The organism is Pseudomonas sp. MF6767, from assembly GCF_016405475.1.
Classification (GTDB): Bacteria; Pseudomonadota; Gammaproteobacteria; order Pseudomonadales; family Pseudomonadaceae; genus Aquipseudomonas; species Aquipseudomonas paracarnis.
In genome coordinates this window covers 243,155-266,976 of sequence record NZ_JAEKCY010000001.1, presented here as the reverse complement: position 1 = coordinate 266,976, position 23,822 = coordinate 243,155, and the positions used below count along the sequence as shown (strand labels likewise).

General features: G+C 61.0%; 20 protein-coding genes. 8 read left to right on the top strand and 12 right to left on the bottom strand.

The annotated features are described in order from the left end of the window. Window positions 1-58: 58 nt before the first annotated feature. Window positions 59-2,500, top strand: a complete 2,442-nt coding sequence (locus tag JFT58_RS01230) for a TonB-dependent siderophore receptor (protein WP_103299452.1) — start codon at window positions 59-61, stop codon at window positions 2,498-2,500. A gap of 205 nt (window positions 2,501-2,705) precedes the next feature. Here the strand turns inward: JFT58_RS01230 and ilvD are convergent, their stop codons facing one another. The 3 genes from ilvD to JFT58_RS01215 form a co-directional block, all read right to left on the bottom strand. Further along, complete coding sequence (gene ilvD, locus JFT58_RS01225; protein WP_003195159.1) at window positions 2,706-4,547, bottom strand: dihydroxy-acid dehydratase; 1,842 nt, start codon at window positions 4,545-4,547, stop codon at window positions 2,706-2,708. Between the two features lie 229 nt (window positions 4,548-4,776). Next, complete coding sequence (locus tag JFT58_RS01220; protein WP_054897593.1) at window positions 4,777-5,967, bottom strand: MFS transporter; 1,191 nt, start codon at window positions 5,965-5,967, stop codon at window positions 4,777-4,779. Window positions 5,968-6,092: 125 nt separating this feature from the next. Continuing rightward, window positions 6,093-7,289: a class I SAM-dependent rRNA methyltransferase gene (locus tag JFT58_RS01215; protein ID WP_005792302.1), complete on the bottom strand. Its 1,197-nt coding sequence runs from the start codon at window positions 7,287-7,289 to the stop codon at window positions 6,093-6,095. Between the two features lie 277 nt (window positions 7,290-7,566). On the opposite strand from JFT58_RS01215, the gene JFT58_RS01210 reads away from it, so the two are divergent. Then, window positions 7,567-8,379 (top strand): HDOD domain-containing protein, encoded by an 813-nt coding sequence (locus tag JFT58_RS01210; RefSeq protein WP_169918786.1) that lies wholly within the window; start codon window positions 7,567-7,569, stop codon window positions 8,377-8,379. Window positions 8,380-8,400: 21 nt separating this feature from the next. After that, complete coding sequence (mutM, locus tag JFT58_RS01205; protein ID WP_003195148.1) at window positions 8,401-9,213, top strand: bifunctional DNA-formamidopyrimidine glycosylase/DNA-(apurinic or apyrimidinic site) lyase; 813 nt, start codon at window positions 8,401-8,403, stop codon at window positions 9,211-9,213. A 123-nt stretch (window positions 9,214-9,336) separates the two neighbouring features. On the opposite strand, the gene JFT58_RS01200 is transcribed toward mutM, so the two are convergent. The 5 genes from JFT58_RS01200 to JFT58_RS01180 form a co-directional block, all read right to left on the bottom strand. Next, window positions 9,337-9,588 carry a YfhL family 4Fe-4S dicluster ferredoxin gene (locus JFT58_RS01200; protein ID WP_003195146.1) on the bottom strand — a complete coding sequence of 84 codons (252 nt, stop codon included), beginning with the start codon at window positions 9,586-9,588 and terminating at the stop codon, window positions 9,337-9,339. Between the two features lie 162 nt (window positions 9,589-9,750). Further along, a complete protein-coding gene (coaD, locus tag JFT58_RS01195) occupies window positions 9,751-10,230 on the bottom strand; it encodes a pantetheine-phosphate adenylyltransferase (protein ID WP_003195136.1) in 480 nt (159 codons plus the stop codon). Between the two features lie 103 nt (window positions 10,231-10,333). Further along, entirely contained in the window at window positions 10,334-11,929 is a 1,596-nt protein-coding gene (locus tag JFT58_RS01190) for a GMC family oxidoreductase (RefSeq protein ID WP_054897591.1), read from the bottom strand. Between the two features lie 53 nt (window positions 11,930-11,982). After that, complete coding sequence (locus JFT58_RS01185) at window positions 11,983-12,528, bottom strand: hypothetical protein (protein ID WP_054897590.1); 546 nt, start codon at window positions 12,526-12,528, stop codon at window positions 11,983-11,985. Between the two features lie 29 nt (window positions 12,529-12,557). Next, a complete protein-coding gene (locus JFT58_RS01180) occupies window positions 12,558-13,985 on the bottom strand; it encodes a coniferyl aldehyde dehydrogenase (protein WP_054897589.1) in 1,428 nt (475 codons plus the stop codon). Between the two features lie 145 nt (window positions 13,986-14,130). Between JFT58_RS01180 and JFT58_RS01175 the strand changes: the two genes are divergently transcribed. Both JFT58_RS01175 and JFT58_RS01170 read left to right on the top strand, forming a co-directional pair. Next, window positions 14,131-14,802 (top strand): TetR/AcrR family transcriptional regulator, encoded by a 672-nt coding sequence (locus tag JFT58_RS01175; protein WP_005792294.1) that lies wholly within the window; start codon window positions 14,131-14,133, stop codon window positions 14,800-14,802. 33 nt (window positions 14,803-14,835) lie between these two features. Then, window positions 14,836-15,690: a sulfurtransferase gene (locus JFT58_RS01170; RefSeq protein WP_054897588.1), complete on the top strand. Its 855-nt coding sequence runs from the start codon at window positions 14,836-14,838 to the stop codon at window positions 15,688-15,690. A gap of 116 nt (window positions 15,691-15,806) precedes the next feature. Here the strand turns inward: JFT58_RS01170 and JFT58_RS01165 are convergent, their stop codons facing one another. The 4 genes from JFT58_RS01165 to JFT58_RS01150 form a co-directional block, all read right to left on the bottom strand. Next, on the bottom strand, window positions 15,807-16,805 hold the full coding sequence (locus JFT58_RS01165; protein ID WP_054897587.1) for a hydrolase: 999 nt from the start codon (window positions 16,803-16,805) through the stop codon (window positions 15,807-15,809). A gap of 160 nt (window positions 16,806-16,965) precedes the next feature. Beyond that, entirely contained in the window at window positions 16,966-17,583 is a 618-nt protein-coding gene (gene rsmD, locus JFT58_RS01160) for a 16S rRNA (guanine(966)-N(2))-methyltransferase RsmD (protein WP_034128953.1), read from the bottom strand. Continuing rightward, window positions 17,583-19,073 carry a M16 family metallopeptidase gene (locus JFT58_RS01155; protein WP_034128952.1) on the bottom strand — a complete coding sequence of 497 codons (1,491 nt, stop codon included), beginning with the start codon at window positions 19,071-19,073 and terminating at the stop codon, window positions 17,583-17,585. The genes rsmD and JFT58_RS01155 overlap by 1 nt, the downstream gene beginning before the upstream one ends. Next, complete coding sequence (locus JFT58_RS01150) at window positions 19,066-20,421, bottom strand: M16 family metallopeptidase (RefSeq protein ID WP_054897586.1); 1,356 nt, start codon at window positions 20,419-20,421, stop codon at window positions 19,066-19,068. The genes JFT58_RS01155 and JFT58_RS01150 overlap by 8 nt, the downstream gene beginning before the upstream one ends. A 232-nt stretch (window positions 20,422-20,653) precedes the next feature. Between JFT58_RS01150 and ftsY the strand changes: the two genes are divergently transcribed. From ftsY to ftsX, 3 genes are read left to right on the top strand one after another with little or no spacing between them, the layout of a single operon-like run. After that, a complete protein-coding gene (gene ftsY, locus JFT58_RS01145; protein WP_054897585.1) occupies window positions 20,654-22,054 on the top strand; it encodes a signal recognition particle-docking protein FtsY in 1,401 nt (466 codons plus the stop codon). After that, the gene (gene ftsE / locus JFT58_RS01140; protein WP_003195112.1) at window positions 22,051-22,722 is read left to right on the top strand and encodes a cell division ATP-binding protein FtsE; all 672 of its coding nucleotides are present in this window, start codon (window positions 22,051-22,053) and stop codon (window positions 22,720-22,722) included. Before ftsY ends, ftsE begins: the two co-directional genes overlap by 4 nt. Next, a complete protein-coding gene (gene ftsX / locus JFT58_RS01135; RefSeq protein WP_054897584.1) occupies window positions 22,719-23,741 on the top strand; it encodes a permease-like cell division protein FtsX in 1,023 nt (340 codons plus the stop codon). The genes ftsE and ftsX overlap by 4 nt, the downstream gene beginning before the upstream one ends. Window positions 23,742-23,822 lie beyond the last annotated feature (81 nt).

Sequence of the window (23,822 nt, the reverse complement as noted above, 5' to 3'; positions counted from 1 at the left end):
AAGCACTCTCAAGTAGTGCGGCGCCGATCACAGACTTTTGTACCGGGGAGCACCATTCATGGCACACCGATTCGCCACACGGCCCTTGCTGGCCTTGGCCATTTCCTTGGCCAGCTGTATCGCGCCGTCGTACCTGCAGGCCGCTGAGGCCAAGCAGGCCCAGACCTACCGCTTCGATATTCCCGGGCAGGGCCTGGACGCTGCGCTGGCGGCGTTCTCGGCGGTGACGCGGGTTCAGGTGCTAGTGAATGGGGAGTTGACCCAGGGGGTGATATCGCCGGGTGTGAAGGGCAACCTGGGGCAGCGTGAAGCCTTGGGGCAACTGCTCGGCGGCACGGGACTGAGCGCGGCGTTTATCAATGCCGATACCGTCACCCTGGAAAAACGTGTGGTACCAGGTTCTGCCCTGGAAGTGGGCGCCACCACCATCACGGCCGAACGCCTGGGCGTCACCACCGAAGGCACGGGCTCGTACACCACGGGGGCCGTGACCCTGGGCAAGGGCGAGCAAAAACTCAAGGACATCCCGCAGTCGGTCAGCGTCATGACCCGCAAGCAGATGGATGATCAGAACACCACCAAGCTCTCTGAAGTGGTCAAGCGCACGCCCGGCCTGACAGCGACCAAGTCTCCCGGCTCCGGTATGTTCATCTTCTCCCGTGGCTTCGAGGTTGGCACCCTGCAATACGACGGTGTGGGGATTCCACGTAACACTTACACCTTGGGCAGCTATCTCACCGAAAACATGGCCATTTACGACCGCGTCGAGACGCTGCGCGGCCCGGCCGCCTTGCTGCAAGGTGCCAACAGCCCCGGCGGCACCATGAACCTGGTGCGCAAGCGCGGGCAGCAAGCGCCGACGGCGACCATTACCGCCAAGGCTGGCTCATGGGACAACTACGGCACTCAGGTCGATGTCGGTGGCCCGCTGAACGCCGAAGGCACCTTGCGCGGACGCTTCGTGGCGGATTACGACACCACCGACTCCTTCGTCGACTATGCGGGCGGCTGGAACCAGACGGTTTATGGCGCCGTCGACTACGATTTCACTCCCGACACCACCGTCGGCCTGGGCATCAGTAACCAGAAGGGCCATTCGCGCCCCAACTTCATGTCGTTGCCCCGTTATGCCGACGGCAGTGATATCGGTCTGCCGCGTTCGACATTTGTCGGCGCCAGTTGGAACCGCAGCGTCAACAATCAGACTCAGGTGTTTGCCGACATCGAGCACCGCTTCAACGATAACTGGAAAGTGAAAGCCGCACTGGTAGCCATGGATGAGCACAACGACGCAACCTACCAGGCGACGTGGGACACGGTACCCGTCGGCGGTGGCACTGTGCCCTATGTAGATTGGATCACCGACTTCAATACCAAGAGCCGCGGCGCGGATGTGTATGTAAACGGCAAGTTTGAGGGGCTGGGCTTCCAGCAGGAAGTGGTGCTGGGCGCCAACTATTCCAAGCTCACCACCGACGACCAGTGGGCACGGGCTTCAAACCCCGGCGCGGATATCTTCAACATCGACCACAACCGCCCACAGCGCGACAAATACCAATTGTTCCAGGAGGGTGCCGCCTCGAAGAGCTGGTATGACATTCGCCAGAAAGGCATCTATGGCACCTGGCGTGTGAAAGCCCTGGACCCGCTGACGTTGATCGTCGGTGCGCGTACCAGTTGGTATGACTATTCCTACATTGGCCAGAGTGGTTTCAAAGGCACATATGGTGCCCCGCAGGACAATACCACCCAGTCCAATGGCAAGGTTACGCCCTACGCCGGCCTGGTCTATGCGCTCAACGAGCAGTGGTCGGCCTACGCCAGCTATGCCGATGCCTTTGAGCCGCAAACCAACCTGACCACCTCCGGCTCCCTGCTCAAGCCTATCGAGGGCAAAAACTACGAGTTGGGCATCAAGGGAGAGCTGGCTGACGGGCGCCTCAATACCTCGTTTGCGATCTTCCGTTACGATCAGGAAAACCGTAGCGTGCAGGACCTGCAAGGGCCAATGAACTGCAATGGTTGGTACTGCTCGGTCGCCTCTGGCAAGGTCCGCAGCCAAGGCTTTGAAGCCACACTCAGTGGTGAGGTGCTGCCAGGCCTGCAGCTGGCCTCTAGCTACACCTACAACACCACTGAATTCCTCAAGGACGACACCTACCAAGGCAAGATTTTCAGCACTTGGACCCCCAAGCACTTGCTCAAGGTCTGGGGTGATTACCAGTTGCCGGGCGATTGGCAACATTGGAGCGTGGGTGCCGGTGTGACCGCGCAAAGCAGCACCGAAGCCTATGACCGTACGTTCAGCGTGCCGGGCAATGCATTGTGGGATTCGCGGGTGGCCTACAAGATCAACCAGGAATTCACCGTGGCGGCAAACCTGAACAACATGTTCGACAAGAAGTATTACATCCCGGCCTACAACGCGAACTGGGGCAGCAATTACTACGGGGACCCACGCAATGTGATGTTCACCATGACCTATACCCCACAGTTCTAAAGCTTGACGCATCATTGCTGTAGGAGCGAGCTTGCTCGCGAAAAACTCAAAGGCACCGCGTTTATTCAGTAAGTACGCGTTATCGTTGACGCTTTTCGCGAGCAAGCTCGCTCCTACACTGGCATTAGGGGTAAGCCCCGTCCCATATGGGATTTCCAGGCATAAAAATGCCCCGCACCTGGCGGGGCTTTTTTATGCGCGGGGCTTACAGGCCGTCGAGCATGGCTTTGTTGCGTACGGCACCCTTGTCGGCACTGGTGGCCAACAACGCGTAGGCCTTCAATGCGGTGGTGACTTTGCGCGGGCGCTTCTCCACTGGCTTCCAGCCTTTCTTGTCCTGCTCAACGCGGCGTGCTGCCAGTTCTTCATCGCTGATCAACAGGTTGATCGAGCGGTTCGGGATGTCGATCAGCACCTTGTCGCCATCCTGCACCAGGCCAATCGCGCCACCGGCAGCGGCTTCCGGCGAAGCGTGGCCGATGGACAGGCCTGACGTGCCGCCGGAGAAACGGCCGTCGGTCAGCAGGGCGCAGGCTTTGCCCAGGCCTTTGGATTTCAGGTAGGACGTGGGGTAAAGCATCTCCTGCATACCCGGGCCGCCTTTGGGGCCTTCGTAGCGGATGATCACGATATCGCCTTCCTTGACTTCGTCCGCGAGGATGCCGCGTACCGAGCTGTCCTGGCTTTCGTAGATCTTGGCGCGGCCTTCGAAGACGTGGATGGACTCATCCACACCTGCCGTTTTGACCACACAGCCGTCGAGGGCGATGTTGCCGTACAGCACGGCCAGGCCGCCTTCTTGAGAGTAGGCGTGCTCGACACTGCGGATGCAGCCGTTTTCACGGTCGTCATCCAGGGTGTCCCAACGGGTCGACTGGCTGAACGCCGTCTGCGTCGGAATACCGGCCGGGCCGGCCTTGAAGAAGGTGTGCACGGCTTCGTCGTCAGTCTGAGTGATGTCCCATTTGGCGATGCCTTCGGCGATGGACTTGCTGTGCACGGTCGGCAGGTCGGTGTGCAGCAGGCCGCCACGGGCCAGGGAGCCGAGGATCGAGAAGATCCCGCCGGCGCGGTGCACGTCTTCCATGTGGTACTTCTGGATGTTCGGCGCGACTTTGCACAGTTGCGGCACGTGACGGGACAGGCGGTCGATGTCGCGCAGGTCGAAATCGATCTCGGCTTCCTGGGCCGCGGCCAGCAGGTGCAGGATGGTGTTGGTGGAACCGCCCATGGCGATGTCCAGGGTCATGGCGTTTTCGAACGCCTTGAAGTTGGCGATATTGCGCGGCAACACCGACTCATCGTTCTCGCCGTAGTAACGCTTGCACAGCTCGACGATGGTGCGGCCGGCCTGCAGGAACAACTGCTCGCGGTCGCTGTGAGTGGCCAGTGTGGAACCGTTGCCCGGCAAGGCGAGACCCAAGGCTTCCACCAGGCAGTTCATCGAGTTGGCGGTGAACATGCCGGAGCACGAACCGCAGGTCGGGCAGGCGCTGCGCTCGTATTCCGCGACCTTCTCGTCAGAAGCGCTGGAATCGGCGGCGATCACCATGGCGTCGACCAGGTCGAGGCCGTGGGAGGCAAGTTTGGTCTTGCCGGCTTCCATCGGCCCGCCGGAGACGAAGATCACCGGGATGTTCAGGCGCAAGGCAGCCATCAACATGCCGGGGGTGATCTTGTCGCAGTTGGAAATGCACACGATGGCGTCGGCGCAGTGGGCGTTGACCATGTACTCCACGGAGTCAGCGATGATCTCGCGGCTCGGCAGGGAATACAGCATGCCGTCATGGCCCATGGCGATGCCGTCGTCCACGGCGATGGTGTTGAATTCTTTAGCCACGCCACCGGCGCGTTCGATCTCGCGGGCGACCAGTTGGCCCAGATCCTTGAGGTGGACATGGCCCGGCACGAACTGGGTGAACGAGTTGGCAATCGCGATGATCGGCTTTTTGAAGTCGTCATCTTTCATCCCTGTGGCACGCCACAGTGCGCGCGCACCGGCCATGTTGCGGCCGTGGGTGGATGTTTTCGAGCGGTAATCAGGCATTGGAGCACTCCGGGCGGCTAATCAAGTACTAAAGGGGAGTGAGCTTCTAATTGACGACTGGAACACTCAGAAAATGGCCGTGTGTCCGGAAGTTGCCACTCGCGTCGCGGGATCGCCGCTTGCTTGGGCCTCGAGCTCATAAACCCGCCGGGGGATGACTGGCGATGAATAGGGCCGATTCTACACCGCTGGCGGCTGGAGGGAATGGGCGCAACCTTGAAGTTAGCCGCTACAGGACGTGCGGGTGGCGCCTTGCCCATGAGTTCAACGCAAGGGCGGCGAGGCTCAGGATCAGAAAACACAAGCCAAGCGAAGTACTCAACTGGTGGGTAAAGGTGCTGATAAACGCACTGATACAGCCGCCAGCAATGAACAGCACTGCCGCAACGGCGGAAGCCGCGGCTCCCGCATTGTCTGGAAACAGGCTCATGGCCTTGGAGTTGGACATGGGCCGGGTGATGGTGGTGCCCGCCGTGCAGAGCAGCATGGGCACCAACACTGTCGGGGTTGATAAGCCGAACAGGTAGGCCAACAGCAGTATGACCACGCCAGAGATAGCGATCAGAATCAGCCCGACTGCCATCTGGGTAGCCGCCGCCAGCCGTTTGTGCAGGACGCCTGCACAGAGGCCACCCACTACGTAGGCGGCGCCGTAGAGAAGCAAGGTCAATGAGTACTCATGGGGTGACAGCTTTAACTGGTCCATGAAAATGAGCGGTGACACAACGATGAATGAGAAATGACAGGCGAAGGTGATCGCGGAGATCGTGGCGTAGCTGGCGAAATGTCTGTTGGCGAAAACCTTGGCGTAGGCCCTGAAAATACCCCGCTCGCCTGGCGCGGTTGGAGGGAAGCCGCCATGCAGTAATCGGTGAGCCATAATCCACGTTGCGGCACAGAGGGCGATAAACGCGTAGAAGCTGGCTTTCCATCCCCAGTGCAATTGCAGCCATGCGCCCAGCACTGGGGAAATCGAGATGAAAATGCCTCCGGCCGTGGCCATTGCTATGCGCAACCGCTCCTGTTCCCTGCCGAAAAAAAGGTCCTGCACCAGCGCTTGGGACAGTATGAAACCACCGCAGCCTATGGCCTGAATGACTCGGAAGAACAGGAATTGGGGCGTGTTTCTGGCGGCCAAACACCCGACTGCACCCAGGATGGCTACTACCATACTGGCCAGGAGTAGCTTCTTGCGACCGATTCTGTCGGACAGCGGGCCGATCAGCAGCATTGAGCAGGAAAATCCAATGGCGAACAGGCTGACGGATCGAGCGATATGGGTGGTCGAGGTATGGAAGTGTTCAGCCAGGGCGGGAAAGGAGGGCAGTACGACGTCAAGGGGGAAGACGCCCAGCAAAGTCATGGTCATCAGCCAGAAAACCAAGAGCGGTTTTTCAGCCTGTGTAATTGCCTTCGACATGCGCGAGCCTCGGTTCCATGAGAGGGGCGAGGATCGAGTCTGCGCTACGGAAAGTCAAAGCCTGGGGCAGTACGACATTTCCTGAAAACCTGTAGGAACCCGAAAGTCCCTACAGGGGAACAGCATCAGCTATTGGGTAGCAACCGGCAGGTAATGCTCTTGATGTAGCGCGTCTCGACAATCGCCGGGTGCACCGGGTGGTCCGGGCCTTGGCCGCCGCGTTCGAGCATCTGGATGTTGCGGTCCAGATGGCGGGCGCTGGTGAGCAGGATGTTTTGCAGGTCGTCTTCCGGCAGGTGCATGGAGCACGAGGCGCTGACGAGGATGCCGTCTTTGCTGAGCAGGCGCATGGCTTGCTCGTTGAGGCGGCGGTAGGCGCCTTCGCCGTTTTTCATGTCTTTTTTGCGTTTGATGAAGGCCGGTGGGTCGGCGACGATCACGTCGAAGCGTTCTTCGCTGGCTTTCAGTTCTTTAAGCGCTTCAAAGACGTCGCCTTCGATGCAGGTCATCTTCTCGGCAAAGCCGTTCAGCGCGGCGTTGCGCTCTACGCCGTCGAGGGCGAAGGCCGAAGCGTCGACGCAGAACACTTCACTGGCACCAAAGGCGGCGGCTTGCACGCCCCAGCCGCCGATGTAGCTGTACAGGTCCAGTACACGCTTGCCCTTGGCATACGGGGCCAGGCGGGCGCGGTTCATGCGGTGGTCGTAGAACCAGCCGGTTTTCTGGCCCTGGATCACCGGGGCTTCGAATTTCACGCCGTTCTCTTCCAGCGCCACCCACTCCGGCACCAGGCCGAACACGGTTTCGACGTAGCGGTTGAGGCCTTCGGCGTCACGCGCGGCGGAGTCGTTCTTGAACAGGATGCCGCTGGGCTTGAGTACTTGGGTCAGCGCGGCAATCACATCTTCTTTATGGGCTTCCATGGTCGCCGAGGCGATCTGTACCACCAGGATGTCGCCGAAACGGTCGACCACCAGGCCCGGCAGCAGGTCGGAATCACCGTAGACCAGGCGGTAGAACGGCTTGTCGAACAGGCGGTCACGCAGGGACAGCGCGACGTTGAGGCGGTGCACCAGCAGCGACTTGTCCAGCGGCAACTTGATGTCGCGCGACAGCAGGCGGGCGCAGATCAGGTTGTTCGGGCTCATGGCCACGATGCCCAGGGTCTTGCCGCCGGCCGCTTCCAGGATAGCCTGGTCACCTGCCTGGAAGCCGTGGAGTGGGGTGGCGGCCACGTCGATTTCGTTGCTGTAGACCCACAGGTGGCCGTTGCGCAAACGACGATCGGCGTTGGCTTTGAGACGCAGGCTTGGCAGGGACATGACGTCGCTCCGGAAAAAAGAGCGGGAGTATACCCTTTGCGCACTCTTTCATGTGGGAGCTGGCTTGCCTGCGATGCGGGCGGCGCGGTGTATCAGACGTACGGTGGTGAGGCTATCGCAGGCAAGCCAGCTCCCACATTCGATCGGGTTTCAGTTGGGTTTTTGGGTGTCGGCCACATCGGCATAAGGGGTAGAATTCGCGCCTAGCCCAGAGTGTGTACTTATGTCCCAAGAGCTTTCCCCCGAGCAGATCCAACAGGCCCTGCAAGGCATCAGCGTGCCGCCCCAACCGCAAATCATGGTGGATTTGCAGATGGAGCAGTACATGCCCGACCCGGACCTGGAAGTGATTGCAAGGTTGATCTCCCAGGACCCGGGCTTGTCCGGCGCGCTGCTCAAGATCGTCAATTCGCCGTATTACGGCCTGAGCAACAAAATTGCATCGATCCAGCGCGCGGTAAACCTGTTGGGCAGCCGCTCGATCATCAATTTGATCAACGCGCAGTCAATCAAGGGCGAGATGTGCGACGACACCATCGTCACCCTCAACCGCTTCTGGGACACTGCCCAGGATGTGGCCATGACCTGCCTCACACTGGCCAAGCGCACCGGCTCGCAAACCGTCGACGAAGCCTATGCCCTGGGCCTGTTCCACGATTGCGGCGTGCCGTTGATGCTCAAGCGCTTCCCCAACTACATGTCCGTGCTGGAACAGGCTTACGCCAACGCCGGCCCGGATTGCCGCGTGGTCGATACCGAGAACAATGCGTTCCACACCAACCATGCGGTAGTCGGCTACTACACCGCCAAGTCCTGGCGCCTGCCGGAGCATGTCACCGACGCCATCGCCAATCACCATAACGCCCTGGTGATTTTCAGCGATGAGACGACGCGCAACCCGCAGCTCAAGAACCTGCTGGCCATTTTGAAGATGGCGGAGCATATCTGTTCGTCTTACCGCGTACTGGGTAACCAGGCGGTGGACCATGAGTGGAATGCCATCGGCCACCTGGTGCTGGATTACGTGGGCCTGTCGGACTACGACTTCGAGAGCCTGAAGTTGTCGATCCGCGAACTGGGCGCGCACTGACCCGTCATTCAAGAGGTACACATGCCCGAGTTACCAGAAGTCGAAACCACCCGACGCGGCATTGCCCCGCACCTGGAAGGCCAGCGCGTCAGCCGCGTGGTAGTGCGTGAGCGGCGCCTGCGCTGGCCAATTCCGGAAGACCTGGATGTGCGCCTGTCAGGGCAGCGCATCGTGCTGGTGGAGCGCCGGGCCAAATACCTGTTGATCAATGCCGAGGTGGGCACCTTGATCAGCCACCTGGGCATGTCGGGCAACTTGCGCCTGGTGGAGGTAGGTATGCCGGCGGCCAAGCATGAACATGTGGATATCGAGCTGGAATCGGGTATGGCCCTGCGCTACACCGACCCGCGGCGCTTCGGTGCGATGCTCTGGAGCCTCGACCCGCACAACCATGAGTTGCTGATGCGGCTGGGGCCGGAGCCGTTGACCGACCTGTTTGATGGCGAGCGTTTGTTCCAGCTGTCTCGCGGCAAGTCGATGGCGGTGAAGCCGTTCATCATGGACAACGCGGTGGTGGTAGGCGTGGGTAATATCTATGCGACAGAGGCGCTGTTTGCAGCGGGGATTGACCCGCGCCGCGCCGCCGGGGGAATTTCACGCGGGCGTTATTTGAAGCTGGCGATTGAGATCAAGCGGGTGCTGGCCGCTGCCATCGAGCGGGGCGGTACCACGTTGCGGGACTTTATCGGCGGCGATGGGCAGCCGGGGTATTTCCAGCAGGAACTGTTCGTGTATGGCCGGGGCGGCGAGGCGTGCAAGGTCTGCGGCACTGAGCTGCGCAATGTGGTGCTGGGGCAGCGGGCGAGTGTGTTTTGCCCTAGGTGTCAGAGCTGATTGCTGGGTGAAGGCTGATATTGCTATCGCAGGCAAGCCAGCTCCCACATTTGAATGTATTCATATATCCAAGTGTGGGAGCTGGCTTGCCTGCGATGAGGCCCTTACGGGCAATGAAGAGGCTTAGGCCTTACCGGTAATCTTGCGGTACTTCTCCATCAACTGCTCTTCAGTCTCAGGGTGTGCCTCGTCCAGCGGAATGCAATCCACCGGGCATACCTGCTGGCACTGCGGTTCGTCGTAGTGACCGACGCACTGGGTGCACAGGTTGGGGTCGATCACGTAGATCTCTTCGCCTTGGGAAATGGCGGCGTTCGGGCACTCGGGTTCGCAGACGTCGCAATTGATGCAATCGTCGGTGATGATCAGGGACATGGAAACTCCTGCCAGGGCACTCTGCCAAGGCATCTGAAAACTAATGCGCGCAATTGTGCCGCATTGACGCCCGCAGTGCGAGCCTGTCTCTGTGGTGAGGGATGAAAGGATTGGGACTGCTGCGCAGTCCAGCGGGAGCAAGCTCCCTCGCCACAATGAGCCTTACTTCTTGAAGCGCAATGTCAGTGCGTCTGCTACAGCTGGATGCACGAACTTGGTGATATCTCCGCCCAAAGCAGCGATTTCACGAACCAACGTCGAGGAAATGAACGAATAACGCTCCGACGGCGTGAGGAACAGGCTTTCCACGTCCGGCGCCAATTGGCGGTTCATGTTGGCCAGCTGGAATTCGTATTCGAAGTCCGACACCGCACGCAGGCCACGCAGGAACACATTGGCGTTCTGCTCCTTGGCGAAATGCGCCAGCAGTGTCGAAAAGCCCACTACTTCCACATTCGGCAGGTGCTTGGTGACCTCTTGCGCCAGCTCCACACGTTGTTCCAGGGGAAACAGCGGGTTTTTCTTGGGGCTGGCCGCGACCGCGATGATCACATGGTCGAACAGGCGAGAGGCGCGTTCGACCAGATCGCCATGGCCTTTGGTAATCGGGTCGAAGGTACCTGGGTACAACACTCGGTTCATCGCGTCGTCCTGGCGGAGTCCGTTGGGGAACCGGATGGTATCGCAGCATTACCGGTGGGCCAAGTCGACTTATGTAGATAGATACCGTGAATACCCTGTCTTTTCATGCCGTTTTCAGACGTTCGGCCAATGCGCTCGCCAGTTGCGCGGTCAATCCGTACACCGACAATTGCGGGTTGGCGCCAATGCTGGTGGGGAACAGCGAGCCATCGTGGATCGACAGGTTACGCAACTGATGATGGCGACCCAGGCTGTCGGCGACGGCATTTTTCGGATCTTCACCCATGGCACAACCGCCCATCACGTGGGCGCTGCCCAGGGTGGTGCGATGCAGTTCCAGGTTCAGACCGTCGATCACGCTGCGCGCTTCGGCCAAGTTGTTCACAAAACGCGCGTCGTGATGCAGGGGCTTGACCGATTTGGCCCCCGCCGCGAACTGAATCTCGGCCATGCTGTGGAAGGCCCGGCGCAGGCCGTCCCAGGCGTAGGGCGAGACCTGATAGTCGAGCACTGGCGTGCCGTCACCGCGTAACTCCACCGTGCCGCCTGGGCTGTCGGGGTGAAAGCCGTCGCGCAGCAGGGCGAGCATGGCGTGGGTGTGGGGTAATTGGTTCATGTCCAGGGCGTTCTGGTTGCCGTAGCCACCAAACAGGGTGCTCGCCAGGCCTGGATGCAGGGGCGGTGCTTCCAGTTTGTAGGACATTTTGCCGGTAGTGCCGTCCTGCCATTGGAAGTGGTCGGAGTAGATGGATTGCGGCGCACCGTAGAAGGGGTTGATCACTTCGTCGAACAGCCCGGCGGAGAAATTGACCAGGTGCAGGAAGGTGCGCTTGCCCAGCCGCGAGTGTGGGTCGGGCGCGTCGGAGCGCATCAGCAGGGCCGGGCTGTTGATGCCGCCGCCCGCCAGCACATAGTGCTTGGCTTTCACCCTGATCTTGCGCCCTGTGGGCGCTACGCAGCGGTCGTCCATGGCCACGCATTCGAGGCTGCTGATGGTGTCGCCGCTGTAGATGAGCCGTTCGGCGCGGGCCAGGTAAAGCAGTTCGCCGCCCTTTTCCAGGGTGGACGGGATGGTCGTCACCAGCATTGACTGCTTGGCGTTGACCGGGCAGCCCATGCCGCAATACCCCAGGTTGAAGCAGCCGCGCACATTGCGCGGGATCACATGCCAGCTGTAGCCGAGCTTTTCACAGCCTTTGCGGATCACATCGTTGTTGGCATTCGGCGGCAGCGCCCAGGGCGCGATGCCCAGGCGCTGCTCCATTTTTTCGAACCAGGGCGCCATTTCGGCGCTGCTGTGGCCTTTGACCGCATATTCGCTGGCCCAATGCGCGAGGGTAGCGTCAGGGGTGCGAAAGCTGGAGGTCCAGTTGATCAAGGTGGTACCGCCCACCGCCCGGCCCTGCAGGATGGTGATAGCGCCGTCCTTGCTCATGCGGCCGATGCCTTCCTGGTAAAGGCTGGCGTAGGCTTCGTCTTCCAGCAGCTTGAAATCACTACTGGTCTTGAGCGGGCCTTCTTCGATCAGCAACACTTTGTAGCCGGCGGCGCTGAGGATTTCGGCGGTGGTACCGCCCCCGGCGCCGCTGCCGATGATGGCGACATCCGCTTCCAGGGTCAGGTCGTGATCCAGGGCGGCGCCATTGTGGGTTTTCCAGCCACGGGCCAGGCCGTCGCGGAACAGATCGGGTACGGGCATAGGTGTGCTCTCTTATTCTTGTCGGAAGATGCAATCTTGGGGGATTGCCCAGGCTAGATCTTGGGCGGGCCGGGGTAGCCGCAATGGGCCCAGGACTCGGGCCGGAAGTACCAGGCCATGATCACTAGTTTGAGCAGCGAGCCCTGGCCCATGCGCAAAAGGTTCAGGTAACTGTTTTCCCAGCGGTGCAGGAAATTGCGGATCTGTTCGCTGCTGGCGTTTTCCCAACTGCCCCAGATACCGGTCAGCGGGCCGCGGGTAATGCCCATGCCCAGTACGTCGAATAATTGCTGGGTGAGCTTGAACATCTCGGGCGACAAGTGCTGCAGGCTGTAATCGAGCTTTTTCAGGGTGCCCTCAATACCTGCAAGCACTTGTTCGGCACTGGCCGCGCCTTCTAGCAGCACCGGGATCACCGCCCGCAAGAACGACAAGTCGCTGGTGCGCAACATCGCAAAGCCGCTGGCCGGCGTACTGCTGGAGCAACCACTGAGGCTGGCGCCCAACCCGGCGGTGGCGAGGAAGGCGCTGGCACACAGGCCGATTTTCAAGACGCCGCGCCGTGACAGCGCGGGTGAATCAGTCAGGCTGGGGTTCATTGTTTTTATAGTCCCGAAGGTGGCGGTTATCAGCGGATAAACAGCTTCTGGATCAGCTTCTGGATCGACTTGCCATAGGGCGGGTAGATCAACTTCGCTGCGTTCAGGCGCTGTTTGACCAGCACACCCTTGGCCTTGCTGAACGTCAGGAAACCTTCGTGACCGTGGTAATGGCCCATGCCTGACGGGCCGATGCCACCGAACGGCATATCGTCCTGGGCGACGTGCAGCAAGGTGTCGTTCAGGCACACACCGCCGGAATGGGTTTCGTGGAGCACCCGCGCTTGTTCGCCTTTGTTGTAGCCGAAGTAATACAAGGCCAGTGGGCGAGGGCGCTGGTTGATGTAGGCAAAGGCTTGGTCAAGGCCGCGATACGGCACGATGGGCAGGAGCGGGCCGAAGATTTCGTCCTGCATCACGGTCATGTCGTCGCTGACATTCAACAGCAGGCTGTGGGCCATTCGCCGCGCCTGGCCTTGCTCGTACAGCGGGATCAAGGTGGCGCCTTTGTCGGTGGCGTCCTTGGCGTAGGCATTGAGCCGGGCCAGTTGGCGTTCGTTGATGATGGCGGTGTAGTCTGGGTTGTCGGCCAGCGTCGGATAAAACCCGCGCACGGCTTTGGAATACGCCTCGACAAAGCCCTCCAAGCGATCTTCCGGTACCAGCACATAATCCGGCGCCACGCAGGTTTGTCCGGCGTTCAAGGCTTTGCCGAAAGCGATGCGTTCGGCAGCATCCTTGAGCGGCACGTCGGCCGAGACAATGGCTGGCGATTTGCCGCCCAGCTCCAGGGTCACCGGCGTGAGGTTTTCGGCCGCCGCACGCATCACGTGCTTGCCTATGCTGGTAGCGCCGGTGAACAGCAGGTGATCGAAGCGCAACTTGGAAAACGCCATGCCCACGTCAGCTTCGCCCAGCACGACGCACACCAAGTCCTCGGGGAAGATCCTGGCCAGCAACGCCTTGAGCAGCTCGCCGGTGGCCGGCGTGGACTCGCTGAGCTTGAGCATCACCCGGTTACCGGCAGCCAATGCCCCAACCAGCGGGCCGATGGCCAGGTACAGCGGGTAGTTCCACGGCACGATGACGCCGACGACGCCCAGTGGCTGGTAAATGACTTTGGCTGAGGCGGGCTGGAAGGCAATGCCTACAGCGCGGCGGGAAGGTTTCATCCAGCCCTTGAGGTGTTTGCTCGCGTAGTGAATGCCATGCAGGCTAGGCATCAATTCGGCAAACAGGGTTTCGTCGGCGCTGCGATGGCTGAAATCCTGGCTGATCGCATTGATCAGCGCCTGGCGTTCGTCGCTCAGCAGATCCCGCAGAGCCTTGAGCCATTGCTGGCGCTGCCCGGCCGGCGGCATCGGGTTGGCGGCATAGGCGCGGCGTTGGGCGTCGAACAGGTCCTGGAGTTGATCCAGCGCCTGGGAATCTTGCAGGTAGGCAACGTTGGCAGACATGGCGCGGCACCGATTGTTATTGGTCTGCCTGGATTTTTAGAGTCATTGCTCTAAATTGTCAAATAACATTGCAGTAACATCCAGATTTATCCTGGCCGGGTTAGGCCGTAAGATGCCCCATCCCGTGTATAGAAGCTGATCCCCTATGGCACCACGAGTAAAGACCAGCGAGCGCATTGTGCAAACCAGCCTGGAGCTTTTTAACCAGCAGGGCGAGCGCAGTGTCAGTACCAACCACATTGCCGCCCACATGGAAATTTCCCCGGGCAACCTGTACTACCACTTCCCTAACAAGCAGGCGATCATCGCCGTGCTGTTCCGCGAATATGAAGCGTTGGTAGACAGTTTCCTGCGCCCACCCCAGGGACGCACGATGGTGGTGGAGGATAAACGCTTTTACCTGCAAGCCGTATTGGCCGGCATGTGGCGTTATCGCTTCCTGCATCGCGACCTCGAACACCTGCTGGAGAGCGACCCGGAACTGGCGACCGGCTACCGGCGTTTTTCCCAGCGTTGCCTGATTCAGGGCGGCGCGATCTACCAGGGCTTTGTCGATGCCGGCATTCTCAATATGGACCCGGTGCAAACAGAAGCCCTGACCCTGAATGCGTGGATCATCCTCACCTCGTGGGTGCGCTTTTTGTGTACCACCAATGAAAAATCCACCCACCTGAGCGCCGAGGCGATCAAGCGTGGGGTTTATCAGGTGCTGGTGCTGGAGGCGGGGTTTGTCACGCCACAGGCCAAAGAGGCGGTGGACGCCTTGTTCAAAGAGTTTTACGTGCCGTTGAATCAGGCACTGGAAGAAGTGAAGTAAGACCTTTCCCCTTTGTATTCACAGGAGTCAGTCATGCCGCTTGCCCAACTGATCAGCCCCCAGCAATTGGCCGAGCGCCAACAGTCGAGCGGGTGGGTGATCCTGGATTGCCGCTTTGCCCTGGAAGACCCGGACTACGGCTTGTGCAGTTACGCCGAAGGGCATATCGAGGGCGCGCAATACGCCGACCTGGAGCGCCACCTGAGCGGCCCGGTGACCAAGGGCGTGACCGGTCGTCATCCTTTGCCGGCGGCGGACACGTTCGCCAGGCAACTGCGGGCCTGGGGTATCAGTGCCGACACCGATGTGGTGCTGTATGACGACGGCCCCGGTGCCTACGCCGCCCGTGCCTGGTGGCTGCTGGCCTGGCTGGGCAAGCGTGATGGTGTGTTTATTCTGGATGGTGGCCTCAAGGCCTGGCATGCCGCCGGTTTCCCCCTGAGCCTGGACGCGCCCGTGGTTGAGCCAGGTACCTTCGCCGGTACGCCGGATCATCGTCTGTTGCTGGATGCCGAACACCTGCAAAAACGCCTGGGCCAACCCGGCCTGACCTTGATCGACGCCCGCGCCCAGCCGCGCTTTCGTGGCGAAGTAGAACCCATCGACCCGATTGCCGGGCATATCCCTGGCGCGCAATGCGCGGCGTTCAGTGAAAACCTGGGCAGTGATGGTCGTTTCTTACCGGCTGATCAGCTCAAGCAACGCTTTGCCGCGCAGCTGCAAGGGCGCCCGCCGCAGGAGTTGGTGGCGTATTGCGGGTCTGGGGTGACGGCGTGCCATAACCTGTTTGCGTTAAGCCTGGCGGGGTACCCGTTGGGTAAGTTGTATGCGGGGTCGTGGAGTGAGTGGATTACTGATCCAGCTCGGGAAATAGCCACGGGCGAGTAAACGACCGGTGTAAACGTTTCATTGAAATGTGGGAGCTGGCTTGCCTGCGATAGCAGAGTGTCAGCCACCTCAACATTGGCTGGCCCACCGCTATCGCAGGCAAGCCAGCTCCCACACTATTGACCGTATTGGGTCTGGAGCCACTGCGGGATCCGGCGTTCCAGGTAGTAACCAGGGCGCTTCAACGAACCCTCCACAAACCCCACATGCCCGCCCTTGGCCAGCAACTCGAACTCGGTGCAGGCCGACAGCTCACTGGCGTCAGGCAAGCTGTGCGCAAACACAAACGGATCATCAGCCGCCTGGATAATCAGCGTCGGCGTGCGGATACCGCCCAGGTAATAGCGGCTGGAAGCGCGGCGATAGTAATCCTCGGCACTCAAGAAACCGTGCAGCGGCGCGGTTACCCGCCCGTCGAAGTCCCAGAACGTGCGCATCTTTTCCAGGGAGCCAAGGGCCTCCAGGGTTTTGAGCCCATCCTCACGACCGTCCTGCAGGAATTGGCGTTGCTTGACGCGGATATACGCCAGCATCTCGCGCATGAAGTGCTTTTGATACACCCGCGAGAACCCCAGCCCAATGCGATCCGCGCATTGATCCAGGCGAAACGGCACCGACACCGCCGCCGCGCCCTGCAGCCCTGAGGCCTCGCCGGTTTCCCCCAAATGCTTGAGCAACACGTTGCCGCCCAGGGAGTAACCCACCGCGTACAAGGGCGCCAAAGGCCGCTTGGCGCGCAGATGAGCAATCGCGGCTGCCAGGTCTTCGCTGGCGCCGGAGTGATAGCTGCGAGCCAGCAGGTTGGGCTCGCCCGAGCAGCCGCGCCAGTTCAACGCAGCACTGGCCCAGCCTTGGGTGGCGAGGACTTTTTGCAGGCCGGCCACATAGGGCGAATTGGACGAACCGGTCAGCCCATGCAACACCAGCACCAAAGGCGCTTGCACGTCATGAGGCCCGTGCCAGTCGAGATCGAGGAAGTCGCCATCCTCCAGCCACAGGCGCTCACGCTGACGCTCGATGTGGGTGGTCGGGCGCCACAGCGGCCCCCACAGTGTCTGCAAGTGTGGATTGCCGAGGCCGAAGGCGGGTTTGAACAGGTCGCAAGAAGGGGTCATGACGCTCTCGGTGGCAAGTGAACTCACTGTGGCGAGCGAGCTTGCTCGCGCTGGGCCGCGTAGCGGCCCCATCAAGAACACTGCGTTTATTCAGTCGGAACACCTTGGCAGGTTTCAGGGCCGCTTCGCAGCCCAGCGGGAGCAATCTCTAGCCACACGATCAGGCGGCGTTTTCGACCAAACGATGCCACAACGCGTAATACACCCGCCCGGACTTCTGCTCCCGGTGCAGGCGCCAGCCACTTGGCAGGCCGAGCGTGGACGGCGCGGTCTCGCTCTCAGTGTAGATCCAGGCATCCGGTGCCAGCCACTGGCGTTCTTCCAGCAGTGTGCAGACGGTCGGCAGCAGGTTCTGGTTGAACGGTGGGTCGAGGAACACTACGTCGTATTCAGTCGCTGCCTGGGTTTCCAGGTAGCGCAGCGCGTCGGCCGTCTGCACCTGGCCGGTGGTGCAACGCAGCGTGCCCAGGTGCTCCTTGAGGCTGGACACCGCCACATTGCTGGCGTCCAGCGCCTGGCCCTGCGCCGCGCCACGGGACAGCGCCTCCAGGAACAGCGCGCCGCTGCCGGCGAACGGGTCCAGCACTTTGGCCCCGCCTATGTACGGCGCGAGCCAGTTGAACAGGGTTTCACGCACGCGATCGGGCGTCGGGCGCAGGCCCACGACGTCGGGGAAGCTCAGCTTGCGGCTGCCCCATTCACCGCCAATGATGCGCAGTTGGCCCACACCGTTATGCACGTTGTGGACAGGTTTTTTCGGGCGAGATGAACTGGCCATTAATGCTCCGGAACCCCGAGCGGCTGCTCGGCAGGTTTATCAGTGGGGGGCGGTAGTGGCTTTTGCGCAATCGTCGGGCCGGCGGTCACGATGACCATCTTGTCGGCGCTCAAGTGTTTGTTCATTGCAGCCTTGACCTGATCGACGGTCAGGGCCTGGGATTGTTTCATGAAATCTTCCAGATAGCTCAGCGGCAGGTTGTAGAAACCCATGGCGCCCAACTGCCCGACGATATCGGCGTTGCTGGCGGTGGACAGCGGGAAGCTGCCGGCCAGTTCGCGCTTGGCGTCGTCCAGTTCTTTTTGTGTTGGGCCGTTCTTGAGGTAATCAGCCAGTACATCCTCAACCAGGCGCAGGGTGCCGCCGCTCATTTCGGCGCGGGTCTGCAGGTTGATCATGAACGGGCCGCGCACCTGCATCGGTGAGAAACCGGAGTACACGCCGTAGGTCAGGCCGCGTTTTTCACGCACCTCGCTCATCAAACGGGTACCGAAGCCGCCGCCGCCAAGGATCTGGTTGCCCAGGGACAAGGCTGCGTAGTCCGGGTCGGCGCGGTCGATGCCCAATTGCGCAAACAGCAGGTGGGTTTGCTTGGACGGAAACTCGATACGGCTCAGGCCGGCTTTTGGCTCGGTCGGCTGGGCGATCTTGGCCATGGCCGGGCCTTTGGGCAGCGAGGCTGACACTTTGGCCGTCATGGCCTCGGCTTCTGCACGGGTCAGGTCGCCGACGACCGCAATCACGGCATTGCCCGCCGCATAGGCTTTGGCATGGAACGCCTGCAACTGTGCCAGGGTAATTTTCGGCACGCTTTCTGGGGTGCCTTCGCTCGGATGCGCGTAAGGATGGTCGCCGTACAGACGCTTGAACAGCTCGATGCTCGCCAGTTTGCCGGGGTTCTGTTTCTGGTACTCGAAACCGGCCAGGATCTGGTTCTTGATCCGCGCCAGGGAATCCGCCGGGAACGTCGGCTGGCCAATCACCTGGTCGAACAGGGCCAGGGCGGCGGTGCGCTTATCGTTGTCGCTCAGGCTGCGCAGGGTCACCAGCGCCATGTCGCGATAGGCGCCGTTGCCGAAATCGGCCCCCAGGCCTTCGAACCCACTGGCGATCTGGCTGACATCCTTGCCCGGCACACCTTCGTTAAGCATGGCGTTGGTCATCAGCGCCAGGCCTGGCACGTCGCCATCCTGGCTGCTGCCGGCGGCAAACAGCAGGCGCATGTCGAACATCGGCAATTCGTGGGCTTCGACGAACAGCACCTTGGCGCCTTCGGCGGTGGTCCAGGTTTGTACGTCGAGCTTGCGGTTGGTCGGTGCCTTGCCATCCAGTTCCGCCAGGGACTGCAGGGTGCTGGCCGTTTGAGCCTTGTCCAGGGCCTGACTGGCGACCGACTCGCTCGGGCGCAAAAAGTAAACGGCGCTGGCCGCCATCAGGGTGACGGCGATCAGGCCGGGCAGGATCAGGCGGCTGTTTTTGCGATCACTCATGAGCGGTCTCCTCTGGCAAAACATGGGCGACGCTCAGACGTTCGCGGGTGAAGTAGGTGCGCGCGGCTTTCTGGATATCTTCCGGCGTCACGCTTTGCAGGTCGGCAAGCTCCGTGTCCATGAGCTTCCAGGACAGACCAACGGTTTCCAGGGAGCCGATGGCCGTGGCCTGGCTGGTGATGGAATCACGCTGGTACACCAGGCCCGCAATGACCTGGGCACGGATGCGCTCCAGTTCTTCAGCGGTCGGCGGCTTGGCCTTCAACTCATCGAGCAGGCGCCACAGGCCGGCTTCGGCTTGGGCGACGGTTTTCTTCTTCTGCTGGTTCGGCGTGGCCGAGAGGGTAAACAGGCTGTCGCCACGGGTGTAGGCGTCGTAGTTGGTGGAAGCCGCGGACACAAGTTCCTCACCGCGCTCCAGTTGCTCGGAGATCCGTGCACTGTAGCCGCCGTCCAGCAGCGCCGAGATCAGGCGCAGGGCCTGCACCGAGCGTTTGTCTTCGGCGGTGGCCAGGCCAGGCACGTTGAAGCCCAGGAACACGCTTGGCAGTTGGGTCTGCACGTGCAGGGTCAGCAGGCGCTCGCCGGGCTCGGCCAGTTCCATCGGGATTTTTGCCGGCGGCACGTCACGCTTGGGGATCGGGCCGAAGTAACGTTGGGCGAGGTTTTTCACCTCGTCCGGGGTCACGTCGCCGACCACCACCAGGGTGGCGTTGTTCGGCACGTACCAGGATTGGTACCAGTGGCGCAGTTCCTCGACCTTCATGCGGTCCAGGTCGGCCATCCAGCCGATGGTCGGCGTGTGGTAGCCACTGGCGGGGAAGGCCATGGCCTTGAAGCGCTCGTAGGCCTTGGACATCGGGTTGTCGTCGGTGCGCAGGCGGCGCTCTTCCTTGATTACCTCGATTTCCCGGCTGAACTCGTCGGCCGGCAGGCGCAGGCTGGCCATGCGGTCGGCTTCCAGCTCAAAGGCCACACCCAGGCGATCACGGGCCAATACCTGGTAGTACGCGGTGTAGTCGTCGCTGGTGAAGGCGTTTTCTTCGGCGCCCAGGTCGCGCAGGATCAGCGAGGCTTCACCGGGGCCAACCTTGGCGCTGCCCTTGAACATCATGTGTTCCAGGGCGTGGGACAAACCGGTCTGGCCCGGTGTTTCGTAGCTTGAGCCAACCTTGTACCAGACCTGGGAAACCACCACCGGCGCGCGATGATCTTCGCGCACGACCACCTTGAGGCCGTTATCGAGGGTGAATTCATGGGTGGGTTGTGGATCGGCAGCCAAAGCTGAGAGAGGCAGACAAACTGTGCTGAACAGCAGGCCTGCGGCGCGGCGGGCTAGAGCATTCATTCGTTTTTAAACCTGTTGGGCTGCCCGCTTGGTCTTAGCGTCGGCGGGCGAGGAGGTGCTAGGATACTGATCCGACCTAGGGACGGCCACTGTGGCTGTCTTGTTGAGGCCCTATTTAGGCCTTACAAAATGTTGCGCATGAACGAGCTGGCTAAAAAACAGTCTGTTACGCATCGAATTTTATTTACCGAAGCGCCCCTTGGCGCGTCGCTACCTTGAGATAGCCGTCTCCATGTTTGGTTCCAACGACGACAAGAAGACCCCAGCTGCGGCTGGCGAGAAGAAAGGCCTGTTCGGATGGCTGCGCAAAAAGCCGCAGGAAACCGTCGTCGAACAGCCACAGGTTCACGCTGAACCCACCCCTGAACCCGTAATAGAAGCCGAACCGGTTGCCGAGACGCCAGTTCCGGTGGTGTTGCCGATGGCTGAGCCGGTGTTGCAGCCGGTCGTCGAGGCCGAGCCGGAACTTGAGCCTGCGCCTGAGCACAAGCCTTGGTTGGAACTGCCGGTGGCCGAAGAGCCTGTGGCGTTGGTGGAGGATGTTCAGGCCGAGCACGTCGTGCCGCCGATTCCTGCAGTGGTTGAGCCGGCGCCGGTAGAGGTTGTGGCTGAAGTTCCGCCCGTCGTTGAAGTGCCGGCACCGGTTGTTGCCGCACCTGCCGTCGTCGAGCCAGAGCCTGTCGTCGCCACCACCGAAACCAGCAAAACCGGGTTTTTTGCCCGTCTCAAGCAGGGCCTGAGCAAGACCAGCGCCAGTATTGGCGAAGGCATGGCCAGCCTGTTCCTGGGCAAGAAAGTCATTGATGACGAGCTGCTGGAAGACATCGAGACCCGCCTGCTCACCGCCGACGTGGGCGTCGAAGCCACCGCCGTGATCATCCAGAGCCTGACGCAGAAGGTCGCGCGCAAGCAGTTGACCGACGCCGACGCCCTGTACAAATCCCTGCAGGCTGAGCTGGCCGCCATGCTCAAGCCGGTTGAAGCGCCGCTGGTGATCACGCCGAAAAAGCCGTTCGTCATCCTCGTGGTAGGGGTTAATGGCGCTGGCAAGACCACCACCATCGGCAAGCTGGCCAAGAAGCTGCAAGGTGAAGGCAAGAAAGTCATGCTCGCCGCCGGTGACACCTTCCGTGCCGCCGCCGTCGAGCAGTTGCAGGTGTGGGGCGAGCGCAACAAGATCCCGGTGATTGCCCAGCACACCGGTGCCGACTCTGCGTCGGTGATTTTCGATGCTGTGCAAGCCGCCAAGGCGCGCAACATCGATGTGCTGATCGCCGATACAGCCGGCCGCCTGCACACCAAAGACAATTTGATGGAAGAACTGAAGAAAGTGCGCCGCGTGATCGGCAAGCTTGACGCCGATGCACCCCACGAAGTCTTGCTGGTGCTCGACGCTGGTACCGGCCAGAACGCCATCAGCCAGGCCAAGCAATTCAACCAGACGGTGCAACTGACCGGCCTGGCATTGACTAAGCTCGACGGCACGGCCAAGGGCGGTGTGATTTTCGCCCTGGCCAAACAGTTCGGGTTACCGATTCGCTATATCGGCGTCGGTGAAGGCATCGACGACCTGCGCACCTTTGAAGCCGAACCCTTTGTACAGGCACTGTTTGCCGAGCGGGAGCGTTCATGATTCGATTCGAACAGGTCGGTAAACGCTATGCCAACGGGCATGTGGGCTTGCATGAGCTGAGCTTTCGAGTGCGTCGCGGCGAATTCTTGTTTGTCACCGGCCATTCGGGCGCGGGCAAAAGTACGCTGTTGCGCCTGTTGCTGGCCATGGAACGCCCGACCACCGGCAAGTTGCTGCTGGCGGGCCAGGACCTGGCTACCATCAGCAATGCGCAAATTCCATTCTTGCGCCGCCAGATCGGCGTAGTGTTCCAGAACCATCAGTTGCTGTTCGACCGTACGGTGTTCAACAACGTGGCCCTGCCGTTGCAGATACTGGGGCTGTCCAAGGCCGAGATCGTCAAGCGCGTGGACTCGGCCCTGGAGCGTGTAGCCTTGTCGGACAAGACCGACCTCTTCCCCGGCGACCTGTCCACCGGCCAGCAACAGCGTGTCGGTATCGCCCGCGCCATCGTCCATCGCCCGGCTTTGCTGCTGGCGGACGAACCCACCGGTAACCTCGACCCGCGCCTGGCGGCCGAGATCATGGGGGTGTTCGAAGATATCAACCGCCTGGGCACCAGCGTATTGATTGCCAGCCACGACCTGGCCCTGATTGCCCGTATGCGTCATCGCATGCTGACCCTGCAGCGCGGCCGCCTGATCGGCGATGGGGAGGCGGGCGTATGAGTGCTACACGCAGCCCTAAAGTATCCGAACGCGTGGCGCCGAAACCGGCCGACCCGCAACCGAAAAAGAAAAAACACGACGACGACGACGGCCCGGACTTCGGTACCCTGGTGCACGCCTGGATTGAAAGCCATCGCGCTAGCCTGCTGGACAGCCTGCGGCGCCTGGGCAAACAGCCGATCGGTAGTTTTTTCACTTGCCTGGTGATGGCGGTGGCCTTGAGCCTGCCGATGGGCTTGTCGCTGTTGCTTAATAATGTGGAGCGCCTGGGCGGTTCCTGGCAGCGGGCGGCGCAGATTTCGCTGTACCTGAACCTGGACACCAGCAGCAAGGAAGGCGAAGCGCTGCGTGACGACATCAAGAACATCCCGGGGGTAGCCGAGGCCGAGTACATCAGCCGCGACCAAGCCCTCGAAGAGTTCCAGCAGCAATCGGGCCTGGGCGAGGCGCTCAAGGAGCTGCCGCAGAACCCGCTGCCGGGCGTGGTGTTGGTAACGCCGAACGAGGTCGACAAGCCGGCGCTGGAAGCCCTGCGACAAAAACTCGCAGAGATGCCGAAGGTGCAACAGGCGCAACTTGATCTAGTCTGGGTAGAGCGCCTGGCCGCAATCCTCAAGCTGGGTGACCGCTTTGTGTTCGGCCTGACGGTGTTATTAGTGTCTGCATTACTTTTGGTGATAGGTAATACCATTCGTCTTCATATTGAAAACCGTCGCACCGAGATAGAAGTGATTAAACTGGTGGGCGGCACAGACAGCTATGTGCGTCGGCCTTTCCTGTACATGGGCGCGCTGTATGGCCTGGGTGCGGGGATCTTGTCCTGGGGCGTACTGGCGTTTGGCCTGGATTGGTTGAACGACGCGGTTGTCGGCTTGGCCGGGCTCTACGGCAGTGATTTCGCTCTGGCCGGTGTGCCGGTAGCCGATGGTCTGAGTCTCTTGCTTGGCGCGGTGTTGTTGGGGTATATCGGTGCGTGGATTGCGGTGGCACGGCATTTACGTGAGCTGGCGCCGAAGTAGTTAATGCCAGATTAATGTGGTTTCGTTTGTATTGACCGTATCAGCGGTTTAGGGAACTTGTCCTACGGTTCCCAGGTCAAT

Bases quoted from the DNA above. Each gene is read 5' to 3' on its own strand.
- JFT58_RS01230 (WP_103299452.1), top strand. From the start codon at position 59: ATGGCACACCGATTCGCCACACGGCCCTTGCTGGCCTTGGCCATTTCC.
- ilvD (WP_003195159.1), bottom strand. From the start codon at position 4,547: ATGCCTGATTACCGCTCGAAAACATCCACCCACGGCCGCAACATGGCC.
- JFT58_RS01220 (WP_054897593.1), bottom strand. From the start codon at position 5,967: ATGTCGAAGGCAATTACACAGGCTGAAAAACCGCTCTTGGTTTTCTGG.
- JFT58_RS01215 (WP_005792302.1), bottom strand. From the start codon at position 7,289: ATGTCCCTGCCAAGCCTGCGTCTCAAAGCCAACGCCGATCGTCGTTTG.
- mutM (WP_003195148.1), top strand. From the start codon at position 8,401: ATGCCCGAGTTACCAGAAGTCGAAACCACCCGACGCGGCATTGCCCCG.
- JFT58_RS01200 (WP_003195146.1), bottom strand. From the start codon at position 9,588: ATGTCCCTGATCATCACCGACGATTGCATCAATTGCGACGTCTGCGAA.
- coaD (WP_003195136.1), bottom strand. From the start codon at position 10,230: ATGAACCGAGTGTTGTACCCAGGTACCTTCGACCCGATTACCAAAGGC.
- JFT58_RS01190 (WP_054897591.1), bottom strand. From the start codon at position 11,929: ATGCCCGTACCCGATCTGTTCCGCGACGGCCTGGCCCGTGGCTGGAAA.
- JFT58_RS01185 (WP_054897590.1), bottom strand. From the start codon at position 12,528: ATGAACCCCAGCCTGACTGATTCACCCGCGCTGTCACGGCGCGGCGTC.
- JFT58_RS01180 (WP_054897589.1), bottom strand. From the start codon at position 13,985: ATGTCTGCCAACGTTGCCTACCTGCAAGATTCCCAGGCGCTGGATCAA.
- JFT58_RS01175 (WP_005792294.1), top strand. From the start codon at position 14,131: ATGGCACCACGAGTAAAGACCAGCGAGCGCATTGTGCAAACCAGCCTG.
- JFT58_RS01170 (WP_054897588.1), top strand. From the start codon at position 14,836: ATGCCGCTTGCCCAACTGATCAGCCCCCAGCAATTGGCCGAGCGCCAA.
- JFT58_RS01165 (WP_054897587.1), bottom strand. From the start codon at position 16,805: ATGACCCCTTCTTGCGACCTGTTCAAACCCGCCTTCGGCCTCGGCAAT.
- rsmD (WP_034128953.1), bottom strand. From the start codon at position 17,583: ATGGCCAGTTCATCTCGCCCGAAAAAACCTGTCCACAACGTGCATAAC.
- JFT58_RS01155 (WP_034128952.1), bottom strand. From the start codon at position 19,073: ATGAGTGATCGCAAAAACAGCCGCCTGATCCTGCCCGGCCTGATCGCC.
- JFT58_RS01150 (WP_054897586.1), bottom strand. From the start codon at position 20,421: ATGAATGCTCTAGCCCGCCGCGCCGCAGGCCTGCTGTTCAGCACAGTT.
- ftsY (WP_054897585.1), top strand. From the start codon at position 20,654: ATGTTTGGTTCCAACGACGACAAGAAGACCCCAGCTGCGGCTGGCGAG.
- ftsE (WP_003195112.1), top strand. From the start codon at position 22,051: ATGATTCGATTCGAACAGGTCGGTAAACGCTATGCCAACGGGCATGTG.
- ftsX (WP_054897584.1), top strand. From the start codon at position 22,719: ATGAGTGCTACACGCAGCCCTAAAGTATCCGAACGCGTGGCGCCGAAA.